16 protein-coding genes are annotated in these 17,225 nt (G+C 63.5%); 8 read left to right on the top strand and 8 right to left on the bottom strand.

The features are described from left to right. Positions 1-130: 130 nt before the first annotated feature. The 6 genes from PMI38_RS22385 to PMI38_RS22360 all read right to left on the bottom strand — a co-directional run bounded on the left by PMI38_RS22385 (position 131) and on the right by PMI38_RS22360 (position 6,543). A complete protein-coding gene (locus tag PMI38_RS22385) occupies positions 131-961 on the bottom strand; it encodes a substrate-binding periplasmic protein (RefSeq protein ID WP_008099174.1) in 831 nt (276 codons plus the stop codon). A gap of 31 nt (positions 962-992) precedes the next feature. Then, a complete protein-coding gene (locus tag PMI38_RS22380) occupies positions 993-1,661 on the bottom strand; it encodes an amino acid ABC transporter permease (protein WP_008099171.1) in 669 nt (222 codons plus the stop codon). After that, complete coding sequence (locus PMI38_RS22375; protein WP_008099170.1) at positions 1,658-2,299, bottom strand: amino acid ABC transporter permease; 642 nt, start codon at positions 2,297-2,299, stop codon at positions 1,658-1,660. The genes PMI38_RS22380 and PMI38_RS22375 overlap by 4 nt, the downstream gene beginning before the upstream one ends. Then, complete coding sequence (locus PMI38_RS22370; protein ID WP_008099168.1) at positions 2,299-3,099, bottom strand: amino acid ABC transporter ATP-binding protein; 801 nt, start codon at positions 3,097-3,099, stop codon at positions 2,299-2,301. The genes PMI38_RS22375 and PMI38_RS22370 overlap by 1 nt, the downstream gene beginning before the upstream one ends. A 14-nt stretch (positions 3,100-3,113) precedes the next feature. Further along, positions 3,114-4,406: a M24 family metallopeptidase gene (locus PMI38_RS22365; RefSeq protein WP_008099166.1), complete on the bottom strand. Its 1,293-nt coding sequence runs from the start codon at positions 4,404-4,406 to the stop codon at positions 3,114-3,116. 100 nt (positions 4,407-4,506) lie between these two features. Further along, entirely contained in the window at positions 4,507-6,543 is a 2,037-nt protein-coding gene (locus PMI38_RS22360) for an NADH:flavin oxidoreductase (protein WP_008099159.1), read from the bottom strand. 126 nt (positions 6,544-6,669) lie between these two features. Between PMI38_RS22360 and PMI38_RS22355 the strand changes: the two genes are divergently transcribed. Continuing rightward, positions 6,670-7,311 carry a TetR/AcrR family transcriptional regulator gene (locus PMI38_RS22355; protein WP_008099157.1) on the top strand — a complete coding sequence of 214 codons (642 nt, stop codon included), beginning with the start codon at positions 6,670-6,672 and terminating at the stop codon, positions 7,309-7,311. Here PMI38_RS22355 and PMI38_RS22350 read toward each other — a convergent pair whose 3' ends face one another. Both PMI38_RS22350 and PMI38_RS22345 read right to left on the bottom strand, forming a co-directional pair. Then, complete coding sequence (locus PMI38_RS22350) at positions 7,312-7,833, bottom strand: GNAT family N-acetyltransferase (RefSeq protein WP_008099155.1); 522 nt, start codon at positions 7,831-7,833, stop codon at positions 7,312-7,314. A 90-nt stretch (positions 7,834-7,923) separates the two neighbouring features. Beyond that, positions 7,924-9,249, bottom strand: coding sequence for an OprD family porin (locus PMI38_RS22345; RefSeq protein ID WP_008099153.1), 1,326 nt, complete (start codon positions 9,247-9,249; stop codon positions 7,924-7,926). 364 nt (positions 9,250-9,613) lie between these two features. Between PMI38_RS22345 and PMI38_RS26940 the strand changes: the two genes are divergently transcribed. The 7 genes from PMI38_RS26940 (at position 9,614) to PMI38_RS22305 (ending at position 17,051) form a co-directional block, all read left to right on the top strand. After that, entirely contained in the window at positions 9,614-11,503 is a 1,890-nt protein-coding gene (locus PMI38_RS26940; protein ID WP_008099151.1) for an amidohydrolase family protein, read from the top strand. A 160-nt stretch (positions 11,504-11,663) separates the two neighbouring features. Beyond that, on the top strand, positions 11,664-12,650 hold the full coding sequence (locus PMI38_RS22330) for a GlxA family transcriptional regulator (protein WP_008099150.1): 987 nt from the start codon (positions 11,664-11,666) through the stop codon (positions 12,648-12,650). Positions 12,651-13,011: 361 nt separating this feature from the next. Continuing rightward, positions 13,012-13,695, top strand: a complete 684-nt coding sequence (locus PMI38_RS22325) for an ABC transporter permease (protein WP_008099149.1) — start codon at positions 13,012-13,014, stop codon at positions 13,693-13,695. Continuing rightward, positions 13,692-14,687, top strand: a complete 996-nt coding sequence (locus PMI38_RS22320) for an ABC transporter ATP-binding protein (RefSeq protein WP_008099148.1) — start codon at positions 13,692-13,694, stop codon at positions 14,685-14,687. The genes PMI38_RS22325 and PMI38_RS22320 overlap by 4 nt, the downstream gene beginning before the upstream one ends. Beyond that, the gene (locus tag PMI38_RS22315) at positions 14,687-15,349 is read left to right on the top strand and encodes an ABC transporter permease (RefSeq protein WP_008099147.1); all 663 of its coding nucleotides are present in this window, start codon (positions 14,687-14,689) and stop codon (positions 15,347-15,349) included. Before PMI38_RS22320 ends, PMI38_RS22315 begins: the two co-directional genes overlap by 1 nt. 33 nt (positions 15,350-15,382) lie before the next feature. Further along, positions 15,383-16,270, top strand: coding sequence for a glycine betaine ABC transporter substrate-binding protein (locus PMI38_RS22310; protein WP_008099146.1), 888 nt, complete (start codon positions 15,383-15,385; stop codon positions 16,268-16,270). Between the two features lie 220 nt (positions 16,271-16,490). Further along, on the top strand, positions 16,491-17,051 hold the full coding sequence (locus tag PMI38_RS22305; protein ID WP_008099144.1) for a helix-turn-helix domain-containing protein: 561 nt from the start codon (positions 16,491-16,493) through the stop codon (positions 17,049-17,051). The last annotated feature ends 174 nt before the right edge of the window (positions 17,052-17,225 follow it).

The raw sequence follows: 17,225 nt of genomic DNA, 5'->3' as shown, positions 1-17,225 counted from the left end.
TCCCACAGGTTCACCTCAGACCTCAGCTTGGTGATTTACCTGTGGCTCCCACAGATTCACCTCAGGCTTCGGCTTGGTGATTTACCTGTGGGAGCGGGCTTGTCCCGCGAAGAGGCCCGTCAGGCCACCCTCACTCCACCAACCGCGGCGCCCCCACCTCAGCCGCCTGTCGGTCCAACCCATGGGCCTCGAGAATCCGCGCGATCTCGCCACTGCCATGCAACGCCTGGATATTGGCATCCAGCGCCTTGCCCAGCTCGACGTTGCTCAGCATGTACGGAATCGCCGTCTGCCCCGGCTGCTCGGTGGCCTTCACCCGCGGATCGGGCGCCGACACCTTGATGCTCGCCCCCTGGTACGCGCCCTTCTGCTGCGACACCACCGCTACCGCATGGCTGTCGATGCCAGCCTCGATCCGCCCGGACGCCAGGTCCTGGGCCATGGCCACCGGGTTGGGGTACAGCACCAGGTTGTCACCCAGCACCCGCTTCAGGTCATTGACCCACAGGTAGCCCTGCACGGTCCCCACGCGCTTGCCCTCAAGCTCCGCGACCGTGGCATAGCCCTGGGGCGAGATGATGCCCATCACGTCCAGGTACAACGGTGCCGACAGGCCCAGCACCTTGCCGCGCTCGACCGTGCGGTACCAGTCGCCGATCACCACGTCGGCGCGGCGGGTGACCACCGACTGGATCGCCGCCCCCGGATCGAGCACGCTGGCCTTGATCTCCAGGCATTCGCGGGCGGCGATCTGCTTGATGATCTCGCCGTCCACCCCGCCCAGGGTCTTGTCCGGCCCGGGAATGGAATACGGCGGGAACACATAGGCCGCCACCGTCAGCACCCCCGGCGTAAGGGTTTCGAAACTGTGGGTGGGCTTGCACTCGGCCAGGGCCTGGGCACTGCCGACAAGCGCCACGCAGACAGCCAGGCAACGGGTAACGCGTTTGATTGGTTTCATCTGGATACCTATGCAATGTCAGGGTCAAGGTTCAGGCAGCAGGGTGCTGGCCGGGCGCCAGTCTTCTTTCCAGGGCCGCAACGCCCAGGCTCGCCGATGCGCACACGGCCGCGTACATCAGCCCGGCCAGCACCAGCACGGGCATGTACTGGAAGGTCGAGGAACCAATGGCCGAGGCGCGGCTGACGATTTCGGGCAAGGCGATGGTGAAACACAGCGACGAGGCCTGGAACATCATGATCGAGAAGCCCAGCAGCGACGGCAGGGCCACCCGCAGGGCCTGGGGCAGGATCACGTAGCGCAGGGCATCGACACGGTCCAGGCCGATCACTTCGGCGGCCTCGTGCTGGCCACGGGCGACCGCCTCCAGGCCGCCCCGGATGATCTCGCTGGTGTAGGCCGCCGTGCAGTAGGCCAGGGCCAGCACTGCGGCCCAGAACGAACTCAGCGTGAGGCTCACCGACGGCAGGCCGAAGTAGAAATACTGCAGCAGGATCAGCGCCGGTGCCCCGCGCCCCAGCTCCACGATCACCAGTGACGGATAGCGCAGCGCCCTGCCCTTGGCACTCACCCCCAGGGCCAGCAGCAAGCCCAGTACCACGCCGAGGCCCAGGCTGATCGCCGTCACCTGCAACGACAGCACGAAGCCCTTCCACAACTCCGGGAACCATTCGGCCCAAAGGGCCAGCAATTCGTTCATTGGCTGATCCTCCGCTGCAGGGTCGCCGACAACCAGCGCGAAGCCAGCGCCACCGGCACGCTCAGCACCAGGTACACCAGCGCTGCAGCGCTGTAGACGCCCAGCCCCTGGAAGGTCTGTTGCGACACCTGGTAGGCCTGGAAGCTGATATCCGACACCCCCAGGGTGGAGGCCACCGCCGAGTCCTTGAGCAGGCCGATGGCATAGGTGGCCCCGGTGGGGATGGAAATGCGCGTCAGCTGCGGCAGCACCACGTCGAAGAAGCGCTGCGGCGCCGACAGGTTGAGCACGTGCGCCGCTTCGTACTGGCCATCGGGGATGGCCGCGAAGGCGCCGCGATAGACCTCCGCCATCTGCGCGGCGGTGATCAGCCCCAGGCCCACCACCGCCGCGACGAACGGCGACAAGGTGAGGTAGCCGCCACCGATGCCGAAGAAGATGAAGAACAGCCAGACAATCGGCGGAATCGAGCGCACGGTCATCACGATGGCGGCCCCCAGCGCCGCCAGCAGCGGCGTACGGGCCATGCGCAGGGCACACAGCGGAAAGCCCAGCACCACCCCGGCGGCGAAGGCGCACAGGGTCACGCCGAGGGTCCACGGCACGCCCGCCAGCAACATCGACAGAATGTCGTTCATCAGCGGTCCCTCACGGCCTGGAGGAATTTCGCCACCCGCTCATGGCGCGGCTGGCGCATCACCTGGGCGCTGGGGCCGTGCTCGATGATGCGCCCGTCGGCCATCACCACCACCCGGTCGGAGACGGTTTCGGCAAAGTGCATCTCATGGGTGACCACGATCATCGACATGCCCTCGGCGGCCAGCTCCTTCATCACCGCCAGCACCTCCAGGCCCAGCTCGGGGTCGAGCGCCGAGGTCGGTTCGTCGAACAGCATCAGCTCCGGCTCCAGGGCCAACGCCCGGGCGATGGCGATGCGCTGTTGCTGGCCACCGGAGCAGCGCGCCGGATAGTGCCCGGCCTTGGCGGCCAGGCCCACCCGCTCCAGCAGCTGCATCGACCGCGCATCGGCCTCGCGCTGACTGCGCCCGAGGGTACGCACCTGGGCCAGGCTGACATTGCGCAGCACGGTCATGTGCGGGAACAGGTTGAACGACTGGAACACCATGCCGATGCGCCGGCGCAGTTTCAGCAATTCGGCACGCGGCAACGGCACGGCGGCGTCGATGTCCAGCTCATCCAGGCGGATGCGCCCACGGGTCGGTGGCTCCAGCTGGTTGATGCAGCGCAGCAAGGTGCTCTTGCCCGAGCCACTGGGGCCGATGATGGCCACCACCTCGCCCTTGCTCATCTCGAAATTGACGTCGTGCAGCACTTCATAAGGGCCGAACTGCTTGTGGATCGACTCCAGGCGCAGGAAGGCCGGCTTGGGCGCGGCCAGCGGGGGCACCTGGCGCAGCGCAATGCTCTTCGGATTCATGGGCTGACCCTCCCTCAAGACCGTTGGTCATCGACCAGCGGCGTGCTCGACAGCTTGATCGCGCCACGGGCAGTGATCAGCACCTGTTCCTCCAGCTTCACGCCTTCACGCCCGCCGCGTTCGCCGATGTAGCTTTCCACCGAGACCACCATGTTTTCCTGGAACAATCCGTCATAGCCCCACTCGGCGAAGTCCACCGCGTAGGCCACGCTGGGGTATTCGTCGACCAGGCCGACGCCGTGCAGCATCATCATGTAGCGGTTGTGCTCGTACTTGCCGGGCACCGGCCAGCAGCGTTCGGCGAACTCGCGAAACGACAGGCCCGGGCGCAGCAGGTCGAGGTTGTGGCTGATCTGCTGCGAGGCGACGTCGAGCAGTTGGCGCTGAGCGGCGGTCACCGGCTTGCCGGGGCAGACGAAGCTGCGCGAGATGTCCGACAGGTAGCCACCGGGGCCAACCATGTCGGTGTCGAAGCAGACCATTTCCCCGGCCTCGATGACTTTGTCGGTGGCGTCCTGGAACCAGGGATTGGTGCGCGGCCCGGAACTGAGCAGGCGGCTCTCGGCCCATTCGCCGCCCTGGGCCACGTTGGTGCCGTGGAGGATGCTCCACAGCTGGTTCTCGGTGATGCCCGGCCGCAGGCTGGCACGCATGCGGGCAATCGCCAGGTCGCAGACGGCCATCGACACCTGGTGGCTGGCGACCTCCTCGGCCGACTTGATCAGGCGCGCCTGCTCCATCAGTGGCTGTGCGTCGAACAGTTCGATGCCCTTGGCCTTGAGCTTCTCGGCGCCCCACGGGTCGCAGCGGTCGACCGCCAGACGGCGGTTGCCACCACTGTGGCGGACCATCAGCTCGGCCACCTCGGCGGCCCACAACGCGGCCTTTTCTTCGACCCGAGGGCCGGCGAGGAAGTACAGCCAGGGCAGCGCCGGGCGGATCTCGTCGATGGTTTCGACGTGTTCGCTGTTGTGCCGGCTGCTGGTGAATTCGAACAGCACCACCGGGCCTTCGGTGGGCACGAACACGTAGCGGCTGGGCGAGTGCATCACCCACAGGCCGAGGTTGTTGGTGTCGGTGGCATAGCGGATGTTGATCGGGTCGGCGAGCAGGATGCCGCCATAATCGTGGGCGCGCAGCTGCTGGCGGATGCGGTCGAGGCGGTAGCGGCGCAAGGCCTTGCGGTCGATGGCGGCCTGGGCTACGAGCAACTGGCTGTCTACCGGGGCCAGGGCATGGTCGGTAACGCTGGAATCGTCACGAAACTGCAGGGATGGCGCAGGGCTCGGTTGGGTACCGATGTGCATGGTTACACTCTCCACTGGATATCGTTGTCGTTGTTGGAGCCAGGGCAGTAACAGCAAAGGGTGGTGCTGGTTGTCGTTGTTCTGGGGTATTGCCGGGCGCTCAGAGGTCCTTCACCAGGCGCAAGGCGTCATAGATGGCGGCGTGGGTATTGCGCGAGGCCACCGCGTCGCCGATCCGGAACAGCTGGAAACGGCCATCGTCACGGCGGGCCACCGCTTGCGGGCGCCCGGCGATCAGGTCCATGTACTCGACCGCGCCTTCGTTGCTCGACAGCGGCACCAGCTGGAAGTACAGGTCGTCCAGCGGCCGGGTGCCGTGGTTGACCACCACCTGGTCGACCAGGCGGGTCTGGCGCAGCTCGCTGTAGTCGGTGCCGATGGTCGCCAGCAGGCCGTCTGCGGTCTTGCTCACCGCTTTCAGGCGCCAGGTCACGGTAAAGGTCGTGTCCAGCTGCTGCAGCGCACGCATGTAGGGCACCAGGTTCATGCCCATGACCTCGGGCGAGAAGGTGCGGTCGGGGGTCATGATCTCGGTGCGCGCGCCACTCTGGGCGATGAACTCGGCCGCCTGCAGCGCCGCATGGTCGCCGGCGTCGTCATAGACCAGCACGTTGCGCCCCGGCTTGACGTCGCCGGAGATGATGTCCCAGCTCGACACCACCAGTTCGTTGCCCTGCTCCAGCACCTCGGTGTGCGGCAGGCCGCCGGTGGCGACGATGACCACGTCGGCGGCTTCGTCGAGGATGATCTGGCTGTCGGCCCAGACGTTGTAGTGGAACTTCACCCCCAGCCGCTCGCACTGGGCCAGGCGCCAGTCGACGATGCTGATCATTTCCTTGCGCCGCTCCGATTGCGCGGTCAGGCGGATCTGCCCGCCGGCCTTGTCGGCCACTTCGTACACCACCACTTCATGGCCACGCTCGCCGGCCACCCGCGCCGCTTCCAGCCCCGCAGGGCCGGCACCGACGATGACCACCTTGCGCCGCTGCGCAGCCTTGGGGATCTGGTGCGGCATGGTGGTTTCACGGCCGGTGGCGGCGTTGTGGATGCAGTAGGCGGCGCCGCCGTGGTAGATGCGGTCCAGGCAGTAGTTGGCACCGACGCAGGGGCGAATCTCGTCTTCGCGGCCTTCGATGATCTTGCGCACGATATGCGGGTCGGTCATGTGCGCGCGGGTCATGCCGACCATGTCCACCTTGCCGGCGGCGATGGCATGGCGGGCGGTGGCGACATCCGGAATCTTCGCCGCGTGGAAGGTCGGGAAGCCGGTCAACGAGCGGATTTCGCCGGCGAAGTCCAGGTGCGGCGCGTTGCGCATGCCCTGGATCGGGATGATGTCGGTGAGGCCGGCATCGGTGGCGATGTTGCCGCGGATCACGTTGAGGAAGTCGATCATGCCGCTGTTCTTCAGCAGCTGCGAAATCTGCAGGCCCTCTGCCTTGCTCAGCCCGCCGGCCAGTACCTCGTCGCCGGTGTAGCGGATGCCGACGATGAACTGCTCGCCCACCCGTTTGCGAATCGCCGCGAGCACTTCGAAGGTAAAGCGCAGGCGGTTTTCCAGGGAGCCGCCATAGACGTTTTCCAGCTCGTTGGTCAGCGGCGACCAGAACTGGTCCATCAAGTGGCCGTAGGCCTGCAGCTCGATGCCGTCCAGGCCTGCCGCCTGCATGCGTTCGGCGGCGTCGGCGTAGTCCTTGACGATGCGCTCGATGTCCCAGATTTCCAGGCGTTTGGGGAAGGCCCGGTGCGCCGGCTCCTGATTGTGCGAGGGCGACACCACCGGCAGCCAGTCGCCCTTGTCCCAGCGGGTGCGGCGGCCCAGGTGGGTGAGCTGGATCATTACCGCCGCGCCGTGTTCGTGGCATTCGTCGGTCAAGTCCTTCATCCAGCCGACCACTTCATCCTTGTAGGCCAGCACGTTGTTGAACACCGGAGGGCTGTCGCGCGAGATGGCGGCGGAACCTGCAGTCATGGTCATGGCCACGCCGGCCTTGGCCCGCTCCACGTGGTAGGCGCGGTACAGCTGCTTGGGCATGCCGTCTTCGGGGTAGGCGGGTTCGTGGGAGGTGGTGATGATGCGGTTGCGCAAGGTGAGGTGCTTGAGTTGGTACGGCTGAAGCAACGGATCATTGGACATGGTCGTTCTCGCGTTCAGGTCATCAGGCAAAATCGACATTAGTCGCCATGTACACAGGTGTCAATTAATTCGACAGTGGTGTACATTGAGCTTGTCAGGCCCCCATGGATACGGAACAATGCGCCTATGAACATGACGTCGAACAACCCGGAAATCAGCGCCCGCGGCTCGATCGAGAGCTGGCTCAACGCAGCCTTCGAAACCCTCAAGGAATCGGGGGTGGACGCCGTGCGCGTGCTGCCGCTGGCAAAAAAACTCAACCTGGCCCGCACCAGTTTCTACTGGTACTTCGAGGACCGCGAAGCACTGTTGGCGGCGCTGATCGAGCAGTGGAAGAACAAGAACACCCACAACCTGGTGGCCCAGTCGCAGGCCTATGCGGCGTCGATCACCGAGGCGATCCTCAATGTGTTCGATTGCTGGCTCAACACGGAGCTGTTCGACTCGCAGTGCGAGTTCGCCATGCGCAGCTGGGCGCTGCAGTCAGAGCAGGTGGCAAAAGAAATCCAGCAGGCCGACAAGGTGCGCATGGATGCCCTGAAGCAGATGTTCGACCGTTTCGGCTTCAGCGAGGACGCCGCCACCACCCGCGCCCGCTCCATCTACTTCACGCAGATCGGCTACATCAGCATGAAGACGTCCGAGCCGCTGACCTACCGCATGCACTTCATCCCCGAGTACCTGCGCATCTTCACCGGCCAGGAGCCGGCGGCGCACGAGCTGGAGCGCTTCTACCAGCGCAACGACTTCGTGCCGCCTGCGGCCTGATCAGCCTTCGCTGGGCTGCAGCGGCGTGGCCAGGATCTTCTGGTAGAAGGCAAGGTCCAGCCAACGGCCGAACTTGTAGGCCGCCTCGCGAATGACGCCTGCCGGCTCGAAGCCCAGGCGCTCGTGCAAGGCGATGGACGCTTCGTTGGCGAGATCGATGCCCCCGACCATCACATGCACGTCGCGCTGGCTCGCCAGCTCGATCAGCTCGCTGAGCAAGCGCTTGCCCAGGCCCATGCCGCGGCAGTCGTGGTGCACGTAGACCGAGTGCTCGACGCTGTACTTGTTGGCCGGGCGGTCGCGGAACGGACCGTAACTGGCGAAGCCCAGCAGCGTGCCCTGCTCGTCCTCGTAGCCGATCACCGGCAAGTCGTTGCGGCGCTTGTTGGCGAACCACTCGACCATGGATGCGGGCTCGCGCGGCTTGTAGTCGTACAAGGCGGTCGAGTTGAGGATGGCGTGGTTGAAAATGGCGAGAATGGCCTCGGCATGGCGTTCTTCGCTGCAGTGGATGAGGCGCATGGTTGGTTGTCTACCCGGGTCGATCACTATGAGATACGTTTTGTATCAAATAGTGGATGACCTGAGAAGCGCCTCTGCCCACTTGAGTGATCAGAAGATGTCGAACGGATATTCGGTTATCACCCGCACCTGGTCCTGCGCGCCCCCGGTGCTGTCATCGCCACGGTGCCAGGCCAATCGAAGGCGTACGGACAGATCCTTGGCAGGCCCGGCCTGCACGACATAGCGTGCCTCGGCATCCGTTTCGAATTCCTCGTCACCTTGACCGTACTTGTGCGCATAGGCGCCTTGGGTACTGTGGGTGCCGTCGATGTCACGACCCCGCAGGTGGCGCAGCATGAACGTCAGCCCCGGCACGCCATAGCCTGCCATGTTCAAGTCATAGCGCAGCTGCCAGGACTTTTCCCCCGGCCCGTTGAAGTCGGAGTACTGCACGGAATTGGGCAGCAATATCGAACCGCCGCTGCGCCCCGTATCGCCGAAGCCGACATAGTCGAAAGGTTGGTCACCCTGCACCTGTTGGTACGCGGCGGTGAAGGTATGCGAAGAAACCTTGTAGGCGACTTGCATCCCTGCTGCCGTGGTATCGATCGTCCCCGCCTTGGCACTGCCGGTGTCGAGTGTGCGGTACAGGTTGAAATCGAACGTCAGTGATTGCGCCGGGGACAGCGGCATCACGTAGTTGGTGTTGACGTAGTACTGATGCCAGATGTCTTCGAAACGGCTGGCGTAAGCCGCGAGGTTGATGCCATCGGCCAGCGTGTAGCGAGCGCCGGCGTAGTCGACTGCTGGCGTGGTGACCAACGCGTAGGTAGCCCACAGTTCGCCGTCTTGATTGGTATTGACCTGGTCAGTCCCGGAGGTGAAATGGCCGGCTTCCACGGCGAGCTGGTCGATTTCCCGGCTCAGTACGTGAAAGCCGGTGGCGGTTTGCGGCATCAGTCGGCTGACGCTTTGTGCAAAAACCGGGGCGTTGGGTGACATCTGGCCGTAGCGCAGGACGGTCTCGGAGATTCGCGCCTTGACCGAGCCGCCGGCCCGACCGTATTCAGCGTCCGGATCGCCGTCATCCCCTACCGGCAAGTTGCCGGTGCCGGTACGCCCGCTACCGGCATCGAGCTTGAGCCCCCAGTAGGCGAAGAGATCCGCACCGAAGCCGACCGTCCCTTGGGTAAAGCCGGAATCGAACCGCGCAATAAACGCTTGGCTCCAGTCTTTCTGGTTGCTGCGTCCATCTGCCCGGTCGGTGTTGAAGTAGTAGTTCCTGGCCAGAATCGACAATTTACTGTCTTCGACAAAGCCATTGTTCTCGGCACTGGCATAACCGCTCATCAATGTAGCCATCAGCGCAATGTTGACGGTGTTGATAGAGAGTTTCGCGTGCCGCTCAACGCGAGCAGGAGAGAAATACAACATCGGCCACACCTTCCTTTTATTGAATTCATGACGCCCCCGTTGTGCACAGGCGGCGGTGTTGGTTGGCAATAGAAAGAGGCCCGGGCAGTGGCGTGGTACACAGGAAGGCCGCACTGCCGAAGCTGGCGTGAATAGTCGACTGATGGCGAATCACGGCTGAATCAGCGATTCGACGTCCTGTATCAGCGTTTCGCCAAATACGGTCGCGATGCACTGCCTCAGGGGCCCGAAGCGCGCCTGTTGATGAAGGCCGGATGCGGTACGGCAGCGGCATGGCGAACTTTTGATAGGAGTCGTCGGGTTCGCGGGACGTGGCGGGTGAGCTTTGCCCTTATCGTGTTTGCAAGCCCACGGAATCACGCCGATGAATAACAACAACACGTTCATAGATAGCCATGTTCACTTCTTTACCGAAGCGCATCTCGATGCACTTGGCACTGAGCTTCCTTATGCACTTCCCGCGCCGAATTCGCTTTCTGATTATTTGCTGAATCTCGACCTTGAAGGTATTTCACCGACCCTGCTCAATAATGTGCACCTGAGCATTCTTCCGGACTCCGAGCATGTGTTTGCGTCGTTCAGCGAGCTTGAACAACTGCAACGAATGCACCCTGGAAAGTTCGATCAGGTGCGCCTGGTCGGCACCCTCAAGGCAGACCCTGACTACGCAGACGAAGCACGCCTGAACCATCCGCAAGTCGTCGGTATTCGCATCGTCCTGCACGATGCGCCCGAGGACAGTGTGGCGGCCGATGCCTACAGCACCCCTGCCTGGCAGGCGTTGTTCGCACGGCTGGCGGCGCACCAGCATGTCCATGTCTATGCCCAGTCGGCCGCCACCAATCTGCGCGTGCTTCGGCAGATTCCTGAAACGGTGCGCGTCGTGCTTGACCACCTTGGCACCTGCCACGCCAGCCTGGGCGCCGAGCACCCTGCGTTCACCCGCCTGCTGGATGAAGCGCACAGGCGCGGCAATGTCTGGTTCAAGGGCCCCGGCTATCGCACTTCGACCGACATCGAAGTGCTGACACCGTTCGTGCAACGCATCGTCGAAGCGCTCGGCGCCGACAAGCTTGTGCTGCAAGCAACCGACGCACCCCATGTAGGCGCCGACCCGAGCGGCATCGCCTACTGCAACCTGTTCCATCCCGCCAGCGCGTTCGGTTTCGTTCGCCAGTTGGCCAGCGCCGCAGCAGAACGTTGTGGCGTATCCGCTGATGCACTGCTCAACGGCGCGACTACCCGTGTTTTTCCCACCCCAACAAGCCAACAGGCCCCAGGTGAAATAATGAGTAATGTTACCTCCCGCGAAATCAAGTTCGACGTCGACTTCGGCGGCGAGACGCTCAGCCTCAACGGTACGGTCTTCGAGCCGGCCGCGCTCGATCGCAACCTGCCTCCGGTAGTGTTCAACTCGGGCTTCACCGGCGGTGTGTCGATGTATGGCCAACTGTTTGGCCGTGCGCTGGCGGCTCGCGGCTACCGCGTGATGACCTACGATGTGGCAGGTTTCTTCACCAACAAGGCGGTGCGCAACACCTCGCTGGTCGACGGCAAGACCGTGACCAACGTCAGCCTGGAAGACCAGAAGGACGAAGTGCTCGGCGCCGTGAGCTGGGCACGCAATGAATTCGGCCAGATGCCGCTGGTTGCCTCCTGGGCGATGGGTTCGGTGGCCAGCCTGGCAGCGATTGCGGAACTGGCGCGCAACAAGGCCGAGCAGGTGAAGTTCTGGGTGCCGATGAGCTATACCAGCATCGGTGCACTGCAAGCCCTGCGTGAAGACGCCAAGGCTGCCGATGCCAGCATCGCCGCGCTGAACGCCGACGCCGCGATCCCGCCGTTCGATACCGGCACCGAGGCCACCCGCCTGGGTTACTACCCGCTCGACCCGGCTACTCAGCAGTATGTCGACGAGCAGTTGGGCGCCTACACCGAAGCAGGCGGTGCGGACCGCTGGCCGGGTTGCGCCTGGGTCAGCGCCAAATCCTACACCTCCTACGTCGCCTTCGACCCGGAGCAAGGCATTGAAGGTGCGGCCGGTTTCCCGCCTGCCCTGATCATCCACGGCGCGAAGAACTCCCTGCACATGCCGGCCGAGTCCGAGCGCCTGTACCAGCGCTACCCGGGCGACGCAGGGGATGGCGTGCTGGTCATCTCCGACATGCAGCACGGGCAACAGAACGAGGCCGACCATCCGGTGTTCAAAACCATCATCGAGAACATCGACCAAGCCGTCCGCCAGCACCTTTGAAATCTCCCGCCTGCAGCGCCCTCGCCGGGCGCCTGCAGGCGCGGTCATCCTGCCCCGCCTCATCTTCCCGCCACCACCTTCCGCAGCCGCTCCAGTATGCTGACAACATTACGGGCCCTGTGCGGGCCTTGGTCGTCGAATGCTCTGCGGAGTTCTGCACATGGTGCACCCTGCTCAACCCAACGAAGGCTGCAAGCGGATCGGTCTGCTGATCTTGCCGCAGTTTTCCATGATGGCCCTGGCCGGTGCCAGCGAGCCCCTGCGCGCCGCCAATCGGCTGGCGGGCAGGACGCTCTACGAATGGCAGCTGCTGTCGGAAACCGGGGGGACCGTCAGCTCCAGCAGCGGCGTCGAGATCAGCACGCGCGGCTTGAGCGATGTGACCGAGCTTGACCGCGTTTTCGTCCTCGCCAGCCTGGACATCGAGCACTTGCGCCCGCCACAGATGCTGCGTTTCCTGCAGCGGGCAGCGGCGCAGGGCAAAACGGTCGGCGCGTTCAGCACCGGCACGTTCATTCTGGCGCGGGCCGGTTTGCTCGACGGTCGCAAATGCACCCTGCACTGGGAGTCGATCAATGAGTTCGCCGAAGAGTTCCCGGCCATCGAAGTGACCCGTGAGCTGTACGTGAACCACGACAACCGCTGGACCTGCGCCGGCGGCACCGCCGCCATCGACCTGATGCTCGCGCAGATTTCCCTGGACTACGGCGGCAAGCTGGCTGCCGCGGTGGCAGAGCAGTTCCTGCATGCTCGAATTCGCGGCCCGGAAGAACACCAGCGCATGTCCATCCAATGGCGCTTCGGCATCCATGACCGGCGGATCACGGCGGCCATCGGGCACATGGAGGACAACTTCGAACACGTCATCAGCATCGAGGACGTGGCTGACCGCTGCAACGTGTCGCAGCGGCAACTGGAACGGCTGTGGCACCAGCATTTCGGCATGACGCCGCAGCGCTTCTACCTGGAGTTGCGCCTGGCCGAAGCACGACGGCTGCTGCGCGAAAGCAGCAAATCCATCGCCTCGGTGGCGTACTCCTGCGGATTCGTCTCTGCCTCGCACCTGGGCAGTGCCTATCGAAAGACCTGGGGCTGCAGTCCCGGTGAAGAACGTCGAAAGTTTGATAGTGAAACGGCGCCGCAGTGAGCGTTCGAGTGTTTGTTTATAAAAGCGTACTCGGATATAGCAAAAGGTACGCTTGGCCTGTGCTCACCTTTGCCCGTGATCGGGGACAAATCCCATACAGGACACGGAGTTAGTACTGATCAACTGATCGAGCAGCGGTGTCCAAGGCTTGCTGCAGCGAATCTGCCCCCGGCACGCCAGGTCACTTGCACCTTCACGCGGACCTCCCCTCCTCGACCGATGCTTTGTCGAACTTATGACAAAGGTCGTCGATCCTTGAACCCGAACTTCGGCCCCTTCGGCGTTAATGTTTTCCCATACCGGCATTCTCTCCCTGATGAACCGGCGAACAACAATTTTGCGGAGAAAAGGCACAAGAACAATGGAAACGATCAGTTTCATCACCTCCAACCTCGGCTTGATCGCCCACTTGCTTGGGCAACACCTCTATATCGTCTTCATGGCGGTCGGATTGGCCATCCTCACGGGCGTTCCGCTGGGGATCTTCGTCTCGCAGCATCCTCGGCCAGGTCGCTGGGTCCTGACGTTCGCCGCCATGTTGATGACCATTCCTTCTGCGGCCCTGTTCGGCCTGATGATCCCTCTGCTTTCGATCTGGGGCCAGGGTATCGGCATGGTGCCGGCAATCATCGCGCTGTTCCTGTACTCGCAGCTTCCCATCATCCGCAACACCCACACCGCCATCTCCAATGTCGAGCCTTCGCTGCGTGAAGCGGCGCGTGGCATGGGCATGTCATCGTGGCAACGGCTGTGGAAAGTCGAGTTGCCGCTGGCGATGCCGCTGATCATGGCCGGTGTACGCGTGGCGACGGTGATCAATATCGGCATTGCCGCCATCGCCGCCTACATCGGTGCCGGTGGGCTGGGCAGCCTGATCGTGCGTGGCATCGCGCAGTCCGACACCCGGCAACTGATTGCAGGCGCGATCCTGATCAGCGTGATCGCGGTGATCGCCGACTACGCCCTGGCCCTTCTCCAGCGTGCGTTGACCCCCAAAGGGGTCATCAAGCTCAACAACCTCAGCATGAAGGAAGCTACATCGTGATCCAGATTGATAATTTGAATAAAAAATTCGGCTCTATCACGGCAGTGGAAAACGTCTCCTTCACCGTGCCGGAAGGCAAGATCTGCGTGCTGCTTGGCCCCTCGGGCTGTGGCAAGACCACCACCCTGAAGATGATCAATCGCCTGATCCCCCCGACCTCCGGCCGGGTGTTGATCGGTGGGCGGGATACCGCCGAGCTGGACACGGTCACCCTGCGTCGTTCGATCGGCTATGTGATTCAGCAGGTCGGCCTGTTCCCCAACATGACCGTCGAAGACAACATCTGCGTGGTCCCCGACCTGCTGGGCTGGGACAAGGTCAAAAGCCGCAAGCGCGCGGCAGAGCTGCTGGAAGTGGTGGCGCTGGAGCCGTCGAAGTTCGCCAAGCGCTACCCGTGCGAACTCTCCGGTGGGCAGCAACAGCGTATCGGCGTCGCCCGCGCGCTGGCGGCCGACCCGCCCGTCATGCTGATGGACGAACCCTTCGGCGCTATCGACCCGATCAACCGCGACGCGATCCAGGACGAGTTCATGCGCATCCAGCGTCAGGTCGGCAAGACGGTCCTGTTCGTCAGCCATGACATCGACGAAGCGGTGAAAATGGCCGATTGCGTGGCCCTGTTCAATGCCGGCCAGGTCGAGCAGTTCGGCACACCGGACGACTTGCTGGCCCGCCCGGTGAGCGATTTCGTGGCCAACTTCATGGGCGGCGACCGCATCATGAAACGCCTGCGCCTGCTGCAGGCAGCGGATATCGCCTGCCCGACCCCGCCCCAGGAACTGCTCCAGGTGGTCGGCGATCAGCCGGGTGCAGCGTCATGGAACGCCATCACCGTGCTGCCCAGCGATGACCTGCGCCAGGTGCTTTGCCAACTGCTTGGCCAAGGCCGCGAATGGGCGGTGTGCAAGGACGCCCACGGCCAGTTCATCGGCTATGTGCATCAGCGCGACATCCTCGCGCGACTCATCGACAACACTGCGGCGGTGGCGTGATGGCGGCCTTCAACACGATGATCGAATGGCTTCAGGCCTACTGGAACGAGGTGGTGTACCTGTCGCTTCAGCACCTGCAGATCGTGGCCGTGAGCAGCGCACTGGCGATCGTCATTGCGTTGCCAATCGGTGTCTGGATGAGCCGCCCAAACAACCGTCGCCGCGCCATGGCGGTCATGCAGGTGCTCAACATCGGCCAGGCGGTACCGAAGCTGGCCTTGCTGACGCTGGCCATGACCTTGGTCGGGGTCGGTGCGCCTGCCGCGATTTTCGCCTTGTGGGTCGCGACCATCCTGCCGATCACCGTCAATACCTACGAAGGCCTTCGCGCAGTGCCCCGGCATCTGCTCGAAGCCGCAGAGGCCATTGGCATGACGCCGCGTGAAATCCTCTTCAAGGTCGAGATCCCCAACGCGCTGATCGTGATTTTCGCGGGCCTGCGCACAGCCCTGGCGATCAACGTCGGGACGGCGCCTCTGGCCTTCCTGGTGGGCGGCGGGGGCCTTGGCGAGCTCATCTTCACCGGTATCGACCTCAACGACTACGGCATGATGCTGGCCGGCGCCATTGCCACCGCAGGCCTCGCCATGCTGGTGGACATGCTCTGCGGGCTGCTGCAGCGCGCTTCGGTTTCCCGCGGCCTGCAACTGGCGGCACGCTAGGTCACAACCCACAACGACAAGAACAGGTGCCGTATGTTCGCACGCGCAATCGTCTACGCCTTGATGACCGTTTTCACAGGCGCCAGCTTCGCCGCTGAATCGCCTGTGGTGGTGGGCGGCAAGAAATTCACCGAACAGCAGCTGGTCTCGGAGATGACCAGCCAACTGCTCAGAAGCAATGCATTCACCGTGGACAAACGCTCTGACCTGGGCTCGACGGTGTTGAGGGCCGCTCAGGAAAATGGCCAGGTCGACATCTATTGGGAATACACCGGTACCTCGCTGATCATCTACAACAAGGTCAAAGAGAAACTCGATGCCGAGCAGACCTATGAGCGGGTCAAGCAACTGGACGCCGCCAAGGGGCTTACCTGGCTGCAGCCTTCCAGGGCCAACAACACCTATGCGTTTGCAATGAGAAAGACCGAGGCGCAGGCCAAGGGTATCGTCACGATGTCGGACCTGGCTGCGCAGGTCAGCGCCGGCAAACACCTGAAATTTGCCTCCAACGCCGAGTTCTATTCGCGCCCCGACGGCCTGCGACCGCTGCAGGACCGCTACGGCTTCACGTTCCAGCGTAGCGACGTGATGCGCATGGACGGCGGGCTTACCTACCTCGCGCTTCGCCAGGGGCAGGCAGATGTTGCCCTGGTGTTGTCCACGGATGGTCGCGTGTCTGCGTTCGGCTTCGTCATCCTGGAGGACGACAAAGCCTACTTCCCCAGCTACGCCCTGACACCGGTAGTCAGGACTGCGTTCCTCGACAACCACCCCAAGGTAGCGTCCCTGCTCAACAGTCTTTCCGCCACGCTGGACAGCGAGACCATCGCTGCCCTCAATGCCCGCGTGGATGTGGGTAGAGAGTCGATCGAAAAAGTCGCTGCCGAGCACCTGGCCCGGCACAACCTGATTGCCAGGTAGGCGTTGAAAGCAGTGATTTCCCTGTGGGAGCCGGCTTGCCGGCGATAGGGCCCGATCAGGCAGAACAGGTTGCCTGCCCCGGCCTCATCGCCGGCAAGCCGGCTCCCACTCGGATGTTGCCAAGCGCACCGTCCATGTCCAAATGCCCAGATTCGCCGCACTCTTTTTCACGATAAGCCGTAAGCTGTGGGCCATTCAGTACCCAGCCCAGTGACCACCCATGACCACACTCGACCAAGCCATTGCCCAACGCCTCGCCCACCTGCGCGGCCAACAGCGCCTCAGCCTGGCCCAACTGGCGGAACGCGCCGGGGTCAGCAAGGCGATGATTTCCAAGATCGAGCGCCAGGACAGCAGCCCTACGGCTGCGGTGCTGGGGCGTCTGGCGTCGGGGTTGGGGGTTTCCTTGAGCCAGTTGCTGGCCGAGGACAAGCCGGCGGGCAGCTCGGCCTTGCGCCGTCGCGAGGCCCAGGAGGCCTGGCGCGACCCGGCCAGTGGTTACGTGCGCCGGCAGGTGGCGGAGCTGGATCAGGCCAGCGGCAGCGAGCTGGTGGAAATCACCTTGCCGCCGGGTCAGCGGATCGACTACCCGTGCTGGCATTCGCAGCCGTATCGGCAGCGGTTGTGGCTGGTGGAGGGGACGCTGGAGGTGACCTATGGCGAGGAGCGCTACCTGATGGAGGCCGGTGACCAACTGGATTTTGCGGTGGACAAGCCGGTCAGTTACCTGGCTCCGGGGAGCGAGCCTTGCCGTTATCTATTGAACATTCTGCACAAGTAAACCAGTACCGGCCTCTTCGCGGGGCAAGCCCGCTCCCACAGTTACTTTCAAAGCTCCCACAAGCACGCCACAGCCTTTGAATCCAGTGGCTTTCCCTGTGGGAGCCGGCTTGCCGGCGATACGGCCCTGACAGACTGTACAAGGTTGCCTGCGCCGACCTCATCGCCGGCAAGC

The sequence above is a fragment of the Pseudomonas sp. GM84 genome (genome assembly GCF_000282535.1).
Taxonomy (GTDB): domain Bacteria; phylum Pseudomonadota; class Gammaproteobacteria; order Pseudomonadales; family Pseudomonadaceae; genus Aquipseudomonas.
This window is presented reverse-complemented; position numbering and strand designations above follow the sequence as displayed.